Source organism: Campylobacter sp. RM16188, assembly GCF_012978795.1.
In the GTDB taxonomy this organism is placed as follows: domain Bacteria; phylum Campylobacterota; class Campylobacteria; order Campylobacterales; family Campylobacteraceae; genus Campylobacter_A; species Campylobacter_A canis.
The window spans coordinates 11,905-28,542 of sequence record NZ_LIWQ01000009.1; the positions used below are offsets into that span (position 1 = coordinate 11,905).

The following is a 16,638-nucleotide window of genomic DNA, read 5'->3' on the forward strand; positions in this document are numbered from 1 at the left end:
AAATTTGAGACGGATTTTGTTTATCTTAACTGCAATTTTTACATTTGTTTTCTCGGCGGAATTTAACATAAAAGAGTATCAAACTCCGATAATTGAAGCAAAAGACGGATTTGGAACTATCATCGACAGTCCTGATATAGTAGTAGGTTCAAGTGGCATAGTCGTGCATAAATTTGACGCTCGCAAAAGCTCTATCATAGCTCGCGTTAGCGTAACCGAAAAAGGCGGCGGATTTGCAAAAATTCGCTTTGAAGTATTTGACAGCCTAACTCAAAAAGCGCTTCCGATCCCGGGAATTCTTCCCGCAAGCGGAGATACGGTCATACTAAACTACCTTTACAACCGCTCTTTAATCATAGTTCCAAACAAAGAAATTTACAACGAAGTCATAAGCGCTTTTAAAGATATGGAGTTTATTCACCCAGATATAGTGGGCTCATACTTAAGTTACGAATATAAACCAAACCCGAGCCGAGACGATTTCCGCAAGATGTGCTCACAAAGCGCTGCGGGGCTTATATTTATCGCGATGAATAACGAAAGTCTGTTTGCGGACTGCCAAAGCTTTGAAGTGCTTAAAAAATTTCAAAGCGGAAGCGTGGCGTACTATCAGCTACCTTTTTATACGAGAGTTAAAGATATAGACACGGTATTTTGGAAGCTTGGATCAAGCAAGATAAGCGACTTTGATCGCCATTATAAATCACTTTTGAAAGAGAAGTAATGGAAAAAAGACATATTGATTTTTTCACTAAACTACTAAATCAAGATAACGCATATTTTGATAAAGCACACTTGCTGGCTTACAGCTATGATGCGACCAGAAAGCGCCATTTGCCTGATGGAGTGCTATTTCCAAGAGATGAAAGCGATGTAAGCGAAATTTTAAAATACTGCAACGAGCATAAAATCCCAGTTATCCCAAGAGGTGCCGGAAGCGGCTTTACGGGAGGATCTTTGGCGATAGACGGCGGTATCGTGCTTGGATTTGAAAAGCATATGAATAAAATTCTTGAGATCGATATGCAAAACATGGTCGCAGTAGTTCAACCCGGCGTTATAAACATGGACTTGCAGCGTGCAGCCGAAGAGGTAGGGCTATTTTATCCGCCAGATCCCGCTAGCCAAGACTACTCAACAATAGGCGGCAACGTAAGCGAAAATGCAGGCGGCATGAGAGCCGCAAAATACGGCATAACCAAAGACTACGTAATGGCGCTTCGTGCCGTGCTTCCAAACGGAGAGGTCATAAGAGCGGGCAAACGCACGATAAAAGATGTCGCGGGATATAATACGGCGGGAATTTTGATAGCTAGCGAAGGAACTCTTGCAGTGATAACCGAAATCACCCTAAAACTAATCGCAAAACCTAAATTTCAAAAAACGGCGATGGGTGTATTTGATAGCGTAAATTCAGCCATGAACGCCGTTTATAAAACTATGGCAGCGGGCGTAACTCCAGTGGCGATGGAATTTTTAGACAATTTAAGCATAAGAGCGGTTGAAGAGAAATTTCAAAAAGGCTTGCCTGTAAATGCGGGCGCTATCTTGATAACTGACGTTGATGGCGATATACAAACGGGGCTTGATCAGGATTTAGCGACGATAGAAAGAGTATTTAAAGAAAACGGCGCAAGCGAATTTAAAGTCGCACGCGATGATGCCCAGAGGCAAGATATCTGGTTTGCACGTAGAAACTGCTCGCAAAGCATTACGATTTACGGAAATTTAAAGCTAAACGAAGATATCACCGTGCCACGCTCAAAGCTTCCCGAATTGCTTGATAAAATTTCAGAGGTTTCTAAAAAATACGGCGTTAAAGTTCCGTGTTTTGGTCATACTGGTGATGGAAACGTCCATACGAACGTAATGGTTGTGGATAAAACCGATCCCTTTCAAGTAGAAAACGGACACAAAGCGATAGAGGAAATTTTTAAGATCACGGTTGATCTTGGCGGCACGCTTAGCGGCGAACACGGTATAGGAATAAGCAAAGCAGAATTTATGCCGCTTGCTTTTAGTGAAGCTGAAATGCAGCTTTTTAGAGCGATAAAAAAGGCGTTTGATCCAAACAATATCCTAAATCCAAATAAGATGGGGCTATAAAAGCCCCCGTAAAATTTATAAATTTAGATAATAAAACTGCACGGGAGCTTTAAATTTAGGATCAATATCTTTAGGATCAAGAGATTCTTTATATTTCACTGCTTTTTTAATCTTAACGGCATATACTATTTCACTATCATAATACTTATAAAATTGACCCTTGCTCAAGCATGAATTTTCTCCTGTAGCCTCCCAGATACTATCTCTATCCGAGCTTAAAATTTGCCCCACTTCAAGCTCTCCTATTATTTTAGCAATAGGCTTTGGTGCATATACATAAATTTTTTGAAATCCTTTTGAAAATTTACGCTTTCTATGAATAACACTCTTTTGCCCCGATACAAGCATATCACAAGACGGTCTGTGAATAGACATCACTATCGCAGAAACTTTCATCTATTCTCTACCTCTACGAAGCTCTCGCCTCTACCGTTATCATACATATCATATACAACAACTTCTTGTGAGCTAGGATTTTCATTTATACTTTTTATTAGTTCATCTTTTCTAAACTTCAAACCCTGTTCTATCTCTTGAAAAAATTTATCTTTTATCTCTGAATTATTTTTTGCATTTAATATCATGCCGTTAGTCTGAATAAGCTTTTCCATGACAAGAACAACCTTTGCCATAACTTCAAATTCTTTTTCGTTTTTTGGATTATCTATTATATAAGTGGCCTTGCAAGTTGAGCGTTTAGTTTTATCGTCGATATTTAAAATTTCTCTTTTTTGAATTTTTATAGCAGAGAGCGAATCGTCTAGAATTCTATCTAGTCTTGGATCAAATTTATTATACATAGCATCATATGATTGAATTCTTATCGCGGTTAAACTTGCATCATCGCTATCACAGTTATAGCTACTATCATTACCGCATCCTACCAAGAGCAACATCGCAGTTATAGGTGTTAAAATTTTTACTTTTTGCATTAAGTTTTTCTCCTTTTAAATTTCTTTTTTACTACTTACTATATAAGAATTGCTAAATCCACAGTTCTTGCATTGAGTATAGACTCTAAATTTGCTTATCTGAAAGACGGCATTAACAGTTTTTTTATTGCCATTTTTAAGCTTTATTTCTTTGTTTCCTTGGACAATATCTTCGTTTAAAAGCTTTTTCTCTATTATTTTGGTACTAAATTTTTTATTACACTCTTTGCATTTTGAAAACCAAGCCATAATACAAAAGGCAACAAACCACCCAGAAATACTCCACATAAACCGATCATAGTTAGCATACTCGTATCCCAAAACAAACCAAACAATAACTCCTAGTATTAAAGCTAAAAAGGTAGCTTTAAGTTCGCTCATAGCACGAAAATCAACTTCACTCATTCTCTTTCCTATTAAATTTTAAAATAAGCATATTCTAAGACATTATTTCTAAATTTACTATAAATTTAAGAATTTATGTCGCAATTTACTATTAAATTTATAAAAGCTAAACTTTCAATATGAAATATAGCCAGCAAGATAAAGCAAGAATTTTAAAGATCACGACCAGAACCCTACAAAGATGGAAAACTACAAAACCCGAGCTTTATGCCATCATAGAAGCAAGCTTTAAAATGCGTGAATTTATCGATATGGAAGAAGAAAACATATCTGAAATCAAAAATATTATAAGAAGCTCAATCCCATCTCAAAAACCATAGTTTCAACTTAAAAATAGTAAAATAAGCCTTAAGACAAAAGGATTATTATGATAAAAAAACTCAACAAAGAAGAACTAAAAGCATATGTCAAAATCGCACTTAGTATCAAAGACAAACAGCTCTTTCACTACGCCTCAAGCCTTAGCTTTCACACTATGCTTTCGATTATCCCTGTGCTTCTCATCTCATTTTCCATTTTTACGCAGATGCCAAGCTTTAAAGTGTATTACACCAAGATCAAAGAGTTTATTTTTTCCTCTCTTTTGCCTTCAAATCAAGACGTGATAAGCGAATACATAGAGACATTTTTGCAAAACAGCTCAAGTCTGGGCATGCTAGGACTTGGCGCTATCATATTTACCTCGGTAATGTTTTTCGTAGATTACGAATACGTCATAAACAAAATCATGAAAACCGAGGGCAGAAGCTTTTGGCACTCTTTAAGTTCGTATTGGACGCTTATCACCCTTGCTCCGCTTGGACTTGGGCTTAGTTTTTATCTGTCAAATTTGCTTCAGGATTTCTTAAATGCGACATACTACACAAAGTGGATAAACTTCTTAAGCATATTTCCGTATCTTATAATTTGGGCGATATTTTGTATAACGTATCTCATCTCCGTAAGTCGTCCTATAGCGGTTAAAAACGCCTTGTTTAGCTCGTTTGTAGCATCTTTAATCTGGTATTTTGGCAAAAGCCTATTTGTGTTTTACGCAGTAAATAACAAAACCTATCTTAGCATTTACGGCTCTTTTTCGGTTGTACTGTTCTTTTTCGTATGGGTCTATGTTTCGTGGATTATATTTTTATACGGAGTGAAATTATGCAGCTTTTTAGAGCAAAAAGATAGGGCGAAAAAGACTATCGACAAATAACAAATTTTGCAAATTTCAAAGCAAGACTAAAAAACAAAACAAATTTAATACCACGACAAAAATAGCCAAATTTCGGCTTTTAATGCTGATTAACGCGCAGATGTTATATGCTAAAAATATCCAAAAATTAATATTTAAATTTACGCTTGGCAAACGCAAAGACAAAAACCAAACTAAAAATTCATCAAATACTCCGCCTAAATTTAGCACGTGCAGCAAGGCGGAAACAGGATAAAAAACAGTAAAAATTATGCTTAAAGGAAGCAAGCTAAACTGCTGAAAGCTAATAAGCGGGAAAAAATAAAGCACAGGAATAATCATCGCAAAAAACACCCACAAATTTAAAAGCAAGACGTGAATTAAATTTGAAAATTTATCCTTAAAATGGTGCAAATAAAGATAGATAAAAAACACTCCCGCGCAAGAGAAATAAAACCCCACACTAAAAGCCAAGCTTGGCATAAAACTAACCGCCAAAGCAACTATAACGGCGAGGATTTCAAAGCTTATTATGCGTATATTGCGGCTAAAGAGATAAAAGACGAGCAGGCTCATCAAAAACGCTCGCAAAAACGACGGCACAAAATCAATAAGCCACAGATAACTAAACAAAATAGCAAAAATCACCGCGCTTAAATCAAATTTTTCACTTCGATACGGAAAATATCTAGCCTGAAAATATCTATAAAAAGGACGCAAGCAAAAATACATCACGCCAAAAATCAGACCCAAATGATAGCCTGAGATCGCCACGAGATGAGCGATTCCAAAGTGATTTACATCATCTCTAAGCTCTTTTGAAATCGGCGTTGCGAGAAAAAGTGCCGCATAAAGCTCTTTGGCTTTTGATTCATCATGCTGACCTGCGATAAATTCATAAAATTTATCCCTTAGATTTTCTTGCAAACTGTTTTGTGAGTTTTTACTTTCCCTAAGCTCAAGCAAGCCGAAGTTAGGCATATAAAAATTCTCGCTTAAATACTCTATGAATTTTACGTTTTTTTGAGCGGGACGAACCAAAATTCGAGCATTTATCTCAGGCTCAAACTCCGCTTTTGAGGTGGTGTAGAAGCTAAATTTATGAGTCTTTAGCTTAAGAACTCGGTAATTTTTGCCCTTATCGTTTTGTTTAGTATAGCTTTGAAGCACTTTTGCGTTTAGTACAAGATATCTGTCTTGTTTAAACTGATGAAAATCATAAAATTTAAGGCTTAAATTTATAGATAGTATGATTATGCAAAATAGACAAAACAGCCCTATTTCGGCTCTATTTTCAAAAATTTGGTTTTGCTGCACGGGATTTAAAGCTTTAAAATTTGAAAATCAAAAGCTTTAAGCAAATATAAATTTTCAAATTTGAAAAGGATGTCAAAAAAACTTACCTCAGCCGGTAAATTCCGTAACTTGAGGCGCGAAACTCTTATCCACAAAGCGCGTAAATTCCTTTTGAAAGATGACTTCAACCGTCCCGACAGGTCCGTTTCTGTTTTTACCGATGATGATCTCGGCATCCTCTTCAATCTTATTTGGTATAAATTTGCGCACATACTCCTTGCCTTCGGCTTTTGCGCGCTTTTCACGCTCTTTTTCCTCTTGCTCAAGATAAACTTCATCGCGATAAACAAAAAGTATCATATCCGCATCCTGCTCAATCGCTCCCGATTCTCTTAAATCACTTAGCATAGGACGTTTATTTGCCCGCGCTTCTAGGCTACGATTAAGCTGAGATAAGGCAATTATCGGCATATCAAGTTCACGCGCAAGAAGCTTTAGTCCGCGTGAAATTTCAGCTATCTGCAAGTGGCGATCGGCATAGTTTGAAGTAGCCATCATAAGTCCGATATAATCAATCACGCAGAGTGAAATTTCAGGATGGCTTGATTTTAGCTTGCGCATTTGAGTGCGAATTTGATGGATATTTACATATCCGCTATCGTATACAAAGAGCTTTTTGTTTGCCATATCGTCGCACGCATCACTCATCCTGTTCCACTCGTCATCATCCATCTTGGCAGTCATGATGTTTTGAAGCGGGATTGAAGTTTTAGCGCTTAGCATTCTTAGCATGATCTGCTCGGCAGGCATCTCAAGCGAGAAAAACACGACTCCGTTTCCGCGACTTAGCACGTGGTTCATCAAATTTAGACAAATCGTCGTCTTGCCCATGCCAGGGCGTGCGGCAATGATGATAAGATCGCCGTTTTTAAAGCCCTTCGTCATCTCGTTTAACTGCCTAAATCCGGTATCGATACCTACGATATCTTTATCCTCAAGCAATTTTTGCTTCTCAAGATGAGCCAAAACATCAACTATAATCTCTTTACTGTCTTTTATCACGCCTGCGGCAGAGCCTTCAACAAGCGAATAAAAACTCTGGCTAAGCTCATCGACCATGTCGCGACTTGGCTTATCTTCGCTTACTTTGTTAGGTATCTGATGAGCTATCTTTACAAGAGAGCGTTTTATCGACTTTTCACGAAGTTCGGTTGCATATTTTTTGATGTCAAGGATTGAATTCGTGCCGATAATGTTAGCTAAAATTTCCTCGTCAAATTTGTTTGCGAGCTTAGTCTTTAAAAAGCTAGTTTCGATAGGCAAATCGGCGTTCATACACTCAACCATCGCGGTATAAACGTCGCAGTGTCCTTTAAGGTAAAAATCTCCTGCCGAAATAATGTCAAAAATTTCAGCCAAATTTTCACTGCTATAGATAATCGAGCTTAGTATCGCACGCTCCATATCAAGGTCATAAAGGTTGTGCATATCGATATTTTGGGCTTTTGCCACGTTTTTCTCCAATCATTTATATTTTAAATTTCAGCTATACAAAAGGGCTAAATTCTTTAAATCGCTTGCAAATTTGGTTGAAATTCCACCGCTAGTTAAAAACCAACGGCAAATTTATCTCGTCCAAATCGCAACCAGACTAAATCAACTACGAGATTTTATCTCCTCGTCAAGTTCCAAAAGAAATCTATCCACAAGCTCGTACTCTTTCAGCCTTGCAACGACTTCACCTCGGCGCATTATGAGTCCGCTTTCTTTGCCAAAAGCTATGGCCACGTCAGCACCCTTAGCCTCGCCTATCGCATTTACCACGCAGCCCATAACCGAGACGTTAAGCGGCTCTTTGATATGCTTTGTCTTTTCCTCGACTATCTTAATCGCCGCCATTAGATCGCTTTGAAGCCTCCCGCAAGTAGGGCAAGATATGATATTTAGTCCCTCTTTTTGCCTTCCGCTATCTTTTAAAATCGCTTTTGCGACTTTTATCTCTTCTTCAAGCTCGCCCGTGATACTTACTCTCATCGTATCGCCGATACCTTCAAGCAAAAGTCCTCCAAGAGCTATAGCTGACTTTATCGTAGCATGAAAAGTTGTGCCGGCCTCCGTGACGCCTAAGTGAAACGGATAATCAACTTTTGGACGAAGAGCGCGGTAAGCCGCCATAGTGCGCTCGACATCGCTTGATTTAAGCGAAATTTTAATGTCTGTGAAATCAAAATCCTCAAGCAAATTTATATTATACATCGCGCTTGCAACCATCGCTTCAACGGTTCGTCCGAATTTGTTCTCAAATTGCTCTTCAAGCGAGCCTGAATTTACGCCTATTCTGATAGGCAAATTTCGCTGCTTACACGCTTCGACGACAGCCTTTATACGCTCTTTTGAACCGATATTGCCCGGATTTATCCGCACAGCATCGACAAATTCGCTCACTATGAGCGCATATCGGTAGTTAAAATGAATGTCGGCAACCACGGGAAGCGGGCTTTGTGCCACTATCTGCTTCAAAGCGCTCGCGTCGTCCTTGTCAAGCACGGCGCAACGGACTATATCACATCCCGCAAAATACAGCCTATTTATCTGCTCTAGCGTGCCTTTTATATCTTTTGTCTTTGAAAAAGTCATCGACTGCACCGATATAGGAGCGTCGCCACCGATTAAAACATCGCGAATTTTTATCTGTCTGGTTGGATATCTTTGCAAATTTAGCCTTTAAATTTTTGAGTAATTATAAAAAATTTTCTCTTTTAACCCGCTTTTGTACGTGAAAATAAATTATAAAACTCCAAACAAGTAAAAATATGAAAATATATAAACTCAAGAGAAGTTAAGCGGATCCATATCGACATCAAAGCCGAATTTTAAGCAAATTTTACCAGCTTTTATAAGTGGAATATGCGAACCGGAGCGAAGCAAAATTTCAAACCGATATTTTTGCGAGAGAATTTCTATCGCGCATTTTCCGTGTCCTACTATCTGCAAATTTGGCTCTTTGGTTTGAAAATTTTTAAGCTCATTTACACACTTATCCAAAATTTCCTTAGCGGTTTTTTCATTTTTATGCGCGATAACAGCTCTTAAAAGCCTAACAAATGGTGGATAAAGCCCTTTGCGTGCGCTCATCTCATCTTGTAAAAAGCTATCATAATCCTGCATAAATTTCTCAAAAAACTCTCTTTGTAAGCTTTGTATCACGACTCTGCCTGCTCCGCTCCTACCGGCCCTGCCTGCAACCTGCATAGCAAGCGCAAGCACCCGCTCACGTGCACGAAAATCGGGAAAATTTAAAAGTTCATCAACGCCCATCACAACTGCCAAATCAACATTATGATAGTCATGTCCCTTGCTAAGCATTTGAGTGCCCACAAGCACATCTATCTCGCCTGCGTTAAAGGCTTTGAGACTATTTTCTAGCTTTTTTTGCGTGGTTATCTCATCTCTATCAAATTTAGCTATGCGAGTGCTTGGAAGTGCGTCTTTAAGCAGATTTATAAGCTCATCGGTACCAAGATTTTTTGCTTCTATCATTTCACTGCCGCATTTTTCACAAGAATTTGGCACAGGCGTCATGAAGCCGCAATACTGACACTTAAGAGCATTGCGCTTTTTGTAAAAGCTCATGCCGACACTACAAAACGGGCATTTTATAGTACTAAAACAATCCTTGCAAACCAAATAGCGAAAATTTGCTCTTGTAGGCAGAAGTACGACAGCTTGTTTGCCGTTTTCAAGACTAAATTTAAGCTCGTTTAGAATAGTCTCGCTAAGAGTAGTTTGGCTCTCATCATAGATAAAGCTTTTATCGCTTTTAAAAAATGTGCCTTTTAATCTAAAATTTGGCTGTTTATAAAAGCTAGTTAAACTCGGAGTGGCTGAGCCAAGAAGCACTTTTATATCAAATTTGCTCGCTAAAAATAGAGCTAAGTCTCTTGCATTATAATGCGGATTTTGAGCTGATTTGTAGCTATCGTCATGCTCCTCATCTACGATTATAAGTGATAGGTCGGTAAAAGGTAAAAATAGAGCCGATCTGGCACCTGCGATGAGTCTTATCTCGCCACTCATAAATTGAGCTAAAGTTTCTTTGCGATTTTTAGGTGTTATCTTAGAGTGCCAAAGAGCAAATTTATCGCCAAAATATTCGCTTAACCTCTTTTGCATTTGCGGAGTGAGTGAAATTTCAGGCATAAGAAACAAAACTTGCTTGCCATTGTTTAACTGCTCTCGTATTAACGAGATATAAATTTCACTCTTTCCACTTCCGGTATCACCAAAAAGAAGGCTCGTTTTATGCTCTTTCGCAAATTTTAAAGCTCTATTTTGATCCTTACTTAAATTTGGCTCTTTGTCGAATTTATTATTTTGATTTAGTTGTTGCTCACTATCATCAAGCGGAATAAACAAATTTGAAGCGATAGATAAATTTGAGATGTAGTAATGCGAGATAAAATTTAAAAGTTCGATTTGAATTTGAGTTAGTTTGCTTGGTAAAATTTCTAAAATTTCAGATGTTTTAAAATTTGGCTTTTGGGTCTCTCTTAAAACATAGCCAAGAGTTGTTTTGTTTTTTAATTTTAGCCTTACTTGAGTGTAAGGCTTTATGATTTCGCTACTATGATAAGTAAGCGGTTCTATGTTTAAACCGCTTAACAAAATTTCATAGTAGCACATTATTCTGTTAATTTTTTGCAACCATATTTTGTATTGTCACAACCAAATGTTCCATTGGCAATATTGTAAGTAAATTGAACGCTTCCTATGCTTGGATTTGTAAAAGTATATGTGGTTCCACTTCTTTCCCATCCTGACGTATCGCCTGAATCTTTTTGCTTGATACCGCCCTGCAAAACATTATCAAACAACTTTTGACTAGTAGGGCTTGAATCAAGATTAGGAAAAACGAATCTTCCACTTAGCATATTTGTATTTCTAGCATTGACTATTGCACTTTGTATGGATGCTATATCAGCTCTTGCTTTTGCTATGATAGCATCATCTCTAGTTGCAAAAAGTCTAGGGGCAGCAATACCTGCCAAAATTCCCAAAACAACTATAACAAAAACGAGCTCAATCATTGTAAATGCTTGTTTCATAATAATCCTTTGTGGTTTCAAAGATTATATTGTATATAAACTTATAAAAAATTTTGGTAAAAGAATATTAAAGAGCTAAATTTAAAAAACCCAATCCTAAAAATAGGATTGGGTTTTTCTAAGTAATTATATATTTATTATAACATTAACTTAATTATTTAGTTGGTCCGGTAAAACTAACACCTTGACCACCAAATTTCAAAGTAGCTGTCTTTTTTCCACCATCGGTACTTTTTATATACGCCAACACTTGAGCCAAACCAGGAAGCTCCCATACTTGTTTGCAAAGACCTTTTTTATCTTCAACTGCCACAGTAACCTCTCCTGTATTGCTATCAAATTTTGTAGCATTAAAGCAAGTTTCTTTTTTAACTACTACAGGATTAGCAACATTAGTCATTTTTTCAGCTTTATCAGCAAAAGCGCCTTGTGAAGTATAATACGCATTTAAGTCAGAAATCATTGTTTGAATGTTTGTTGCAGCTTTTGTTATCTCTGCATCATCTCTTGTTGCAGCTAGTCTTGGGATAGCTACAGCAGCCAAAATACCTAGTATAACGATCACGAAGATCAACTCAATCATTGTAAAACCTTTTCTCATAAGAGACTCCTTAAATTTATTTCTACATACATTTATGTAGTTGAGAGAATTATATAACTGTAAAACTTAAATGATTATTAAATTATTATAAATTTTTGGTAAATTTTGAGTAATATTTTAGCTATGATTTATCTCATCGCTTAGTTTTTGTGCTAAGCTTTGCAGATCGCGCTCTTGTTGGTAGTTTTCGTAGCTTTTTTGCACAAAAGCGCTTAACAGCTCTTTCACATCAAGATATTTCTTCCCGCCTAAAAAGACCTCCCAGTCGCGCTCAAAGCTCTTGGCGAAGTCATCTTCAAGGCTGATAGTATAGTCTCTTGATGCGATTGTGACTGTTATCTTTTTCATTATTTTCCTAAGACTGCCTCGATCTTGCGCACGATGTCGTCTGATTCAATATTTTTGCTCTTAACCTCTTCTTCTAGTCTTAAAATTTGATTTGATTTGGCCTCATTTTGCGCTTTTAAGCTGATTAGCTCGTTGCGAAGCTGTTCGTTTTCTTCGCAGACTTCATTGTATCTGGCAAGCAGGTCATTAACCTTATCGGTTAGGGTGTTTAGCACCTTATCGTTTTCAAACATATCGTCCCTTTATTTGGTATAATCTCGGCATAATTGTAGCAAAAATAAGCTCTTTTTTAAAGGCGTTTAATGACAAATTTTGAAATTTCATCCAAATTTAGCCCAAGTGATGATCAAGCCAAGGCTATCAAAAACATAGTAAAATCGATAAATTCAGGCTCAAACTACCAGACTTTGCTTGGAGTAACGGGCTCAGGCAAGACTTTTACGATGGCAAACGTGATAAAAGAGCTAAATATGCCGACTCTCGTGATGACTCACAATAAATCCTTAGCGGCACAGCTTTATAGCGAATTTAAGGGATTTTTCCCGCATAATCACGTAGAATACTTCATCAGCTACTACGACTACTATCAACCAGAAGCTTATATCCCGCGCCAAGACTTGTTTATAGAAAAAGATAGCTCCGTAAACGAGGAGCTTGAGCGCATGAGACTGTCGGCTACTGCGAGCATTCTAAGCTTTGATGATGTGATATGTGTAGCTTCGGTGTCTGCAAACTACGGCTTAGGAAATCCAAGCGAGTACCAAGGCATGGTGCTGTATCTAAAAACAGGCGAAACGCTAAATCAGCGCAAACTGCTTAGCAAGCTTGTGGATATGGGCTATAAGCGAAATGACGCTTACTTTGACCGCGGTGACTTTCGCGTAAACGGCGATGTAGTCGATGTCTATCCTGCATATTATCACGACGAGGCGCTTAGGATAGAGTTTTTCGGCGATGAGATCGATGAGATGTATCACTTTGATGTGCTGGAAAATAAAAAAACCAAAAACGTGACGAAATTTACGCTTTATGCCACAAGCCAGTTCGTCGTTGGCGAGGATAGGCTAAAAATCGCTATAAAAGAAATAGAAGTCGAGCTAGATGAAAGGCTTAAGGAATTTAACACTCAAGGCAAGCTGGTAGAGGCTCAAAGGCTAAAGCAGAGGGTTGAGTTTGACCTTGAGATGCTAAGCTCAACAGGCATGTGTAAAGGAGTTGAGAACTATGCGCGACATCTTACGGGACAAAAGCCGGGCGAGACGCCTTATACGTTGTTTGATTATTTTGAAGTTAGCGGCAAGGACTATCTCGTGATAATCGATGAAAGCCACGTGAGCTTGCCGCAGTTTCGCGGAATGTATGCAGGCGATAGAAGCCGCAAGGAAACGCTTGTAGAGTATGGTTTTCGCCTACCTAGCGCACTTGATAACCGTCCTTTGAAATTTGATGAGTTTATCTCTAAAAAAGCGAAATTTCTCTTTGTATCGGCAACTCCAAACGAGCTTGAGCTAGATCTTAGCAAAGGGCGTATTTATGAGCAAATTTTACGTCCTACGGGCTTGCTTGATCCGCAAATCGAGATAAAAGATAGCGACAATCAGGTTGAAATTTTGTTTGATGAGGCAAAGCGAGTGATAGAGCGTGATGAGCGCGTTTTGGTAACAGTGCTAACCAAAAAAATGGCAGAGGAGCTAAGCCGATACTACACAGAGCTTGGCATCAAAGTCAAATACATGCACTCGGATATCGACGCAATAGAGCGAAACGAGATCATAAGAGGGCTTAGAAGCGGGGATTTTGACATGCTAATAGGCATAAATTTGCTTCGCGAGGGGCTTGACCTGCCTGAAGTTAGTCTGATAGCGATAATGGATGCCGATAAAGAGGGCTTTTTGCGCTCTACTACGAGCCTAATCCAAACTATGGGGCGAGCGGCTAGAAACGTAAACGGACGCGTGCTGATGTTTGCAAAAAAAATCACGCGCTCTATGCAAGAAGCGATGGATACAACCTTAGCTCGAAGAAAGCTGCAAGATGAGTATAACAAAAAGCATGGCATCACTCCGCGCTCCGCAAGCAGAAACATTGAAGAGAGTCTAAAGATCGAAAATGAAGGTGAAATTTATCGCCAAGGCGAAAATCTAGAAAAGATGCCTGCAGCTGAGCGAGCTAAAATAGTAAAAGAGCTAAGAAAACAGATGCTTGAAGCCGCAAGCAAGCTTGAGTTTGAAAAGGCGGCTGCGCTTAGAGATGAGATAGCAAAGCTTCGTAAAATTTGATCTAGGCTAATCAAATTTAATATATTTGGTGTAGATATGGCTTATTTTTGATGTAGATAAATTTTAGATTCTTGGATATAAGATTATATTGATTTTAAGGCAAAGCCAAATTTAGCTCTGCCTTAAATTTAGATTCTAGCTCTCTTTAAAAAGCTTCGAAGCTATCTGTTCTCGCTTAACTTTATCGGTATCTTTCTTGGTAGTTTTATAAATTTTACTTACGTACTCTTCAAAAATTTCTTGCGAATTTATGCTTGATTCGCCATCTTTTGGAGTTATTTTGCGGTATTCGCCGCTATTTTCAAGCACAAACGCAAGCTCATTATCGCTTAGCTGAAGTTTTAAAAATTCCAAAAGCCTATCTTGCAAATTCGGATCAAAAATCGGTGTCATAAGCTCAAGTCTGCGCTCTAAATTTCTTGGCATCCAGTCCGCACTTGAGATGTAAATTTGTGGGCTTGCATGCTTAAAGTATAAAATTCTCGCGTGTTCTAAGTATTTGCCGATAATAGAGCGCACTCGGATATTTTCGCTTACGCCTTTTATACCGGGACGTATACAGCAAATCCCGCGCACGATAAGATCGATACTAACCCCCGCCGCACTTGCCTCGCTTAGCGCGTTTATGATATCGCTATCTACCAAAGCGTTCATTTTAGCTATGATTTGCCCGTCTTTGCCGTGCTTGGTTTCGGTCTTAATCATCTGCAAAATTCGCTCTTTTATCTGCATCGGCGACATTGAAAGCGTGCTTAATCTGCGATGCTTGGAAAAACCGGAAAGTATATGAAAAAATGTCGTCGAATCGCTTGCAAAAGGGCTTTTACTCGTAAAATAACTAACATCTGTATAAATTTTAGCAGAGCCGCCGTTATAATTGCCCGTACCAAAGTGCATATAAAATTTAAGCTTATCGCCCACTTGACGGATAACCTGACTAACCTTAGCATGCACCTTAAAGCCCGCTATACCGTATATCACGTGCGCACCTGCGTCTTCAAGCGCCTTAGCCCAATGAAGGTTGTTTTCCTCATCAAAGCGCGCCTTAAGCTCAACCATGACCGTTACCTGCTTGCCATCGCTTGCAGCATCTATCAGAGACTGAATGATAGGCGAATTTTTATCGGCTCTGTAAAGTGTCATGCGTATAGATATTACTTTAGGATCCTTGCTTGCCTCTTTGATAAACTGCACTACAGGATCAAAGCTCTCGTAAGGGTGGATCGCGACCACGTCTTCCTTATCGATCACGTCAAAAATAGAAGAGTGCTCGCTAAAAGGAAGCAAGGTCCTAGGCGTATATGGAGGAAGCGCAAGATGAGAAAATTCTTTATTTCCTACTATCTGCCATAGCGAATTTAAGGTAAGCGGAACCGTGTATTCGTAAATATCCTTGTAAAAAATCTTCATGTGAGTATTTAAAAACTCGACTATATCCGCATCGGCGTCCTTTTGTATCTGCATACGTACAAAAGCGCCCTTTCGTCTTAGCTTAAGGCCTTGCTCAAGTATGAGCATAAAGTCATCGGCCTCTTCTTCTTCGATGATGATATCGGCATTTCGCGTAACTCTAAAGGCGGCGGAGCTAATGAGCTTATATCCAGGGAAAATTTCTTCCGCATGACGCTGAACGATAGTCTCAATAGGCACATAGACATTATCGCTTGCTTGATAAAAGCGAGGTAAAACGCGAGAAATGCGTATCATGCCGTATTTTAAAATTTCAGGATGCTCCATGTCTGCAAGCTTAACGGCAAGCGAGAAGCTAAGGTTGTTTAGATGTGGGAACGGATGCGTGGTATCTACAGCGATCGGAACTATCACGGGAAGTATATTTGAAAAGAAATAATCATCGCATTTTTTCTTAAGATCGGGCGAAATTTCATCATAATTTTTTATAAAAAGATTATGCTTTCCAAGCTCGATTAAAGTATCTTTGTAGTGCTTTTCTACGACGGCTAGCTCTTCTTTTATATATTTTCTTATATCTCTTAACTGATCAAGCGGACTCATGCCGTCACTACCGCTAGAAACAACTCCTGCGGCAAAAAGTTGCTTAAGCCCCGCTATGCGTATCATATAAAATTCATCCAAATTTGTCATATAAATAGCGATAAATTTGAGCTTTTCAAGCGGAGGCAAATTTTTATCGCATTGCGCTAAAACGCGCGAGTTAAATCTAAGCCAGCTAAGCTCACGATTTATAAAAACACTTCTTTTTTCTGTCATCATATTCCCTTTTTTACGGCAATTTAAGTGGATTTTATCAAATTTCATTTTAGAAAGCTCTTATTATTTGATAATTTTTCTTTATGTGTGTATAATACGCTTTATTTAAGTTGTTATAAAGGATTTGCGGTGGCGGAGTATGTTACGGCTACGGGAATTTTGA

17 protein-coding genes are annotated in these 16,638 nt (G+C 38.4%); 5 read left to right on the forward strand and 12 right to left on the reverse strand.

What is annotated here, in order from left to right; genetic code table 11:
- Positions 1–4 precede the first annotated feature (4 nt).
- The gene (locus tag CDOM16188_RS06345; RefSeq protein ID WP_169943136.1) at positions 5–724 is read left to right on the forward strand and encodes a plasminogen-binding N-terminal domain-containing protein; all 720 of its coding nucleotides are present in this window, start codon (positions 5–7) and stop codon (positions 722–724) included.
- Positions 724–2,106, forward strand: a complete 1,383-nt coding sequence (locus CDOM16188_RS06350) for an FAD-linked oxidase C-terminal domain-containing protein (RefSeq protein WP_172200433.1) — start codon at positions 724–726, stop codon at positions 2,104–2,106. Before CDOM16188_RS06345 ends, CDOM16188_RS06350 begins: the two co-directional genes overlap by 1 nt.
- A gap of 15 nt (positions 2,107–2,121) precedes the next feature.
- Here the strand turns inward: CDOM16188_RS06350 and CDOM16188_RS06355 are convergent, their stop codons facing one another.
- From CDOM16188_RS06355 to CDOM16188_RS06365, 3 genes are read right to left on the reverse strand one after another with little or no spacing between them, the layout of a single operon-like run.
- Positions 2,122–2,502: a hypothetical protein gene (locus CDOM16188_RS06355; protein ID WP_172200436.1), complete on the reverse strand. Its 381-nt coding sequence runs from the start codon at positions 2,500–2,502 to the stop codon at positions 2,122–2,124.
- Positions 2,499–3,038, reverse strand: coding sequence for a hypothetical protein (locus tag CDOM16188_RS06360; protein WP_172200439.1), 540 nt, complete (start codon positions 3,036–3,038; stop codon positions 2,499–2,501). Before CDOM16188_RS06360 ends, CDOM16188_RS06355 begins: the two co-directional genes overlap by 4 nt.
- A 15-nt stretch (positions 3,039–3,053) precedes the next feature.
- Entirely contained in the window at positions 3,054–3,443 is a 390-nt protein-coding gene (locus CDOM16188_RS06365) for a hypothetical protein (protein WP_172200442.1), read from the reverse strand.
- Between the two features lie 119 nt (positions 3,444–3,562).
- Between CDOM16188_RS06365 and CDOM16188_RS06370 the strand changes: the two genes are divergently transcribed.
- Positions 3,563–3,763, forward strand: coding sequence for a hypothetical protein (locus CDOM16188_RS06370; RefSeq protein WP_172200445.1), 201 nt, complete (start codon positions 3,563–3,565; stop codon positions 3,761–3,763).
- A gap of 47 nt (positions 3,764–3,810) precedes the next feature.
- A complete protein-coding gene (locus tag CDOM16188_RS06375; RefSeq protein ID WP_172200448.1) occupies positions 3,811–4,638 on the forward strand; it encodes a YihY family inner membrane protein in 828 nt (275 codons plus the stop codon).
- A gap of 15 nt (positions 4,639–4,653) precedes the next feature.
- On the opposite strand, the gene CDOM16188_RS06380 is transcribed toward CDOM16188_RS06375, so the two are convergent.
- The 8 genes from CDOM16188_RS06380 to CDOM16188_RS06415 all read right to left on the reverse strand — a co-directional run bounded on the left by CDOM16188_RS06380 (position 4,654) and on the right by CDOM16188_RS06415 (position 12,200).
- Complete coding sequence (locus tag CDOM16188_RS06380; RefSeq protein ID WP_172200452.1) at positions 4,654–5,934, reverse strand: ComEC/Rec2 family competence protein; 1,281 nt, start codon at positions 5,932–5,934, stop codon at positions 4,654–4,656.
- A gap of 87 nt (positions 5,935–6,021) precedes the next feature.
- Complete coding sequence (locus CDOM16188_RS06385) at positions 6,022–7,401, reverse strand: replicative DNA helicase (protein ID WP_216656255.1); 1,380 nt, start codon at positions 7,399–7,401, stop codon at positions 6,022–6,024.
- A 168-nt stretch (positions 7,402–7,569) separates the two neighbouring features.
- Entirely contained in the window at positions 7,570–8,628 is a 1,059-nt protein-coding gene (ispG, locus tag CDOM16188_RS06390) for a flavodoxin-dependent (E)-4-hydroxy-3-methylbut-2-enyl-diphosphate synthase (protein WP_172200458.1), read from the reverse strand.
- A gap of 114 nt (positions 8,629–8,742) precedes the next feature.
- Complete coding sequence (locus CDOM16188_RS06395; RefSeq protein WP_172200712.1) at positions 8,743–10,596, reverse strand: primosomal protein N'; 1,854 nt, start codon at positions 10,594–10,596, stop codon at positions 8,743–8,745.
- Positions 10,596–11,018: a type II secretion system protein gene (locus CDOM16188_RS06400; protein WP_172200461.1), complete on the reverse strand. Its 423-nt coding sequence runs from the start codon at positions 11,016–11,018 to the stop codon at positions 10,596–10,598. Before CDOM16188_RS06400 ends, CDOM16188_RS06395 begins: the two co-directional genes overlap by 1 nt.
- A gap of 154 nt (positions 11,019–11,172) precedes the next feature.
- On the reverse strand, positions 11,173–11,619 hold the full coding sequence (locus tag CDOM16188_RS06405; protein ID WP_172200464.1) for a type II secretion system protein: 447 nt from the start codon (positions 11,617–11,619) through the stop codon (positions 11,173–11,175).
- Positions 11,620–11,736: 117 nt separating this feature from the next.
- Positions 11,737–11,967: a hypothetical protein gene (locus tag CDOM16188_RS06410; RefSeq protein ID WP_172200467.1), complete on the reverse strand. Its 231-nt coding sequence runs from the start codon at positions 11,965–11,967 to the stop codon at positions 11,737–11,739.
- On the reverse strand, positions 11,967–12,200 hold the full coding sequence (locus CDOM16188_RS06415; protein ID WP_169943128.1) for a hypothetical protein: 234 nt from the start codon (positions 12,198–12,200) through the stop codon (positions 11,967–11,969). Before CDOM16188_RS06415 ends, CDOM16188_RS06410 begins: the two co-directional genes overlap by 1 nt.
- A 69-nt stretch (positions 12,201–12,269) precedes the next feature.
- Here CDOM16188_RS06415 and uvrB point away from each other — a divergent pair, with 69 nt between their 5' ends.
- Positions 12,270–14,246: an excinuclease ABC subunit UvrB gene (gene uvrB / locus CDOM16188_RS06420; protein WP_172200470.1), complete on the forward strand. Its 1,977-nt coding sequence runs from the start codon at positions 12,270–12,272 to the stop codon at positions 14,244–14,246.
- Between the two features lie 135 nt (positions 14,247–14,381).
- On the opposite strand, the gene CDOM16188_RS06425 is transcribed toward uvrB, so the two are convergent.
- Positions 14,382–16,478, reverse strand: coding sequence for an RNA degradosome polyphosphate kinase (locus CDOM16188_RS06425; RefSeq protein WP_301538607.1), 2,097 nt, complete (start codon positions 16,476–16,478; stop codon positions 14,382–14,384).
- Between the last annotated feature and the right edge of the window lie 160 nt (positions 16,479–16,638).

Bases quoted from the DNA above. Each gene is read 5' to 3' on its own strand.
- CDOM16188_RS06425 (WP_301538607.1), bottom strand. From the start codon at position 16,478: ATGATGACAGAAAAAAGAAGTGTTTTTATAAATCGTGAGCTTAGCTGG.
- CDOM16188_RS06410 (WP_172200467.1), bottom strand. From the start codon at position 11,967: ATGAAAAAGATAACAGTCACAATCGCATCAAGAGACTATACTATCAGC.
- CDOM16188_RS06415 (WP_169943128.1), bottom strand. From the start codon at position 12,200: ATGTTTGAAAACGATAAGGTGCTAAACACCCTAACCGATAAGGTTAAT.
- CDOM16188_RS06405 (WP_172200464.1), bottom strand. From the start codon at position 11,619: ATGAGAAAAGGTTTTACAATGATTGAGTTGATCTTCGTGATCGTTATA.
- CDOM16188_RS06350 (WP_172200433.1), top strand. From the start codon at position 724: ATGGAAAAAAGACATATTGATTTTTTCACTAAACTACTAAATCAAGAT.
- CDOM16188_RS06365 (WP_172200442.1), bottom strand. From the start codon at position 3,443: ATGAGTGAAGTTGATTTTCGTGCTATGAGCGAACTTAAAGCTACCTTT.
- CDOM16188_RS06370 (WP_172200445.1), top strand. From the start codon at position 3,563: ATGAAATATAGCCAGCAAGATAAAGCAAGAATTTTAAAGATCACGACC.
- CDOM16188_RS06375 (WP_172200448.1), top strand. From the start codon at position 3,811: ATGATAAAAAAACTCAACAAAGAAGAACTAAAAGCATATGTCAAAATC.
- CDOM16188_RS06395 (WP_172200712.1), bottom strand. From the start codon at position 10,596: ATGTGCTACTATGAAATTTTGTTAAGCGGTTTAAACATAGAACCGCTT.
- CDOM16188_RS06385 (WP_216656255.1), bottom strand. From the start codon at position 7,401: ATGCACAACCTTTATGACCTTGATATGGAGCGTGCGATACTAAGCTCG.
- CDOM16188_RS06355 (WP_172200436.1), bottom strand. From the start codon at position 2,502: ATGAAAGTTTCTGCGATAGTGATGTCTATTCACAGACCGTCTTGTGAT.
- uvrB (WP_172200470.1), top strand. From the start codon at position 12,270: ATGACAAATTTTGAAATTTCATCCAAATTTAGCCCAAGTGATGATCAA.
- CDOM16188_RS06400 (WP_172200461.1), bottom strand. From the start codon at position 11,018: ATGAAACAAGCATTTACAATGATTGAGCTCGTTTTTGTTATAGTTGTT.
- CDOM16188_RS06360 (WP_172200439.1), bottom strand. From the start codon at position 3,038: ATGCAAAAAGTAAAAATTTTAACACCTATAACTGCGATGTTGCTCTTG.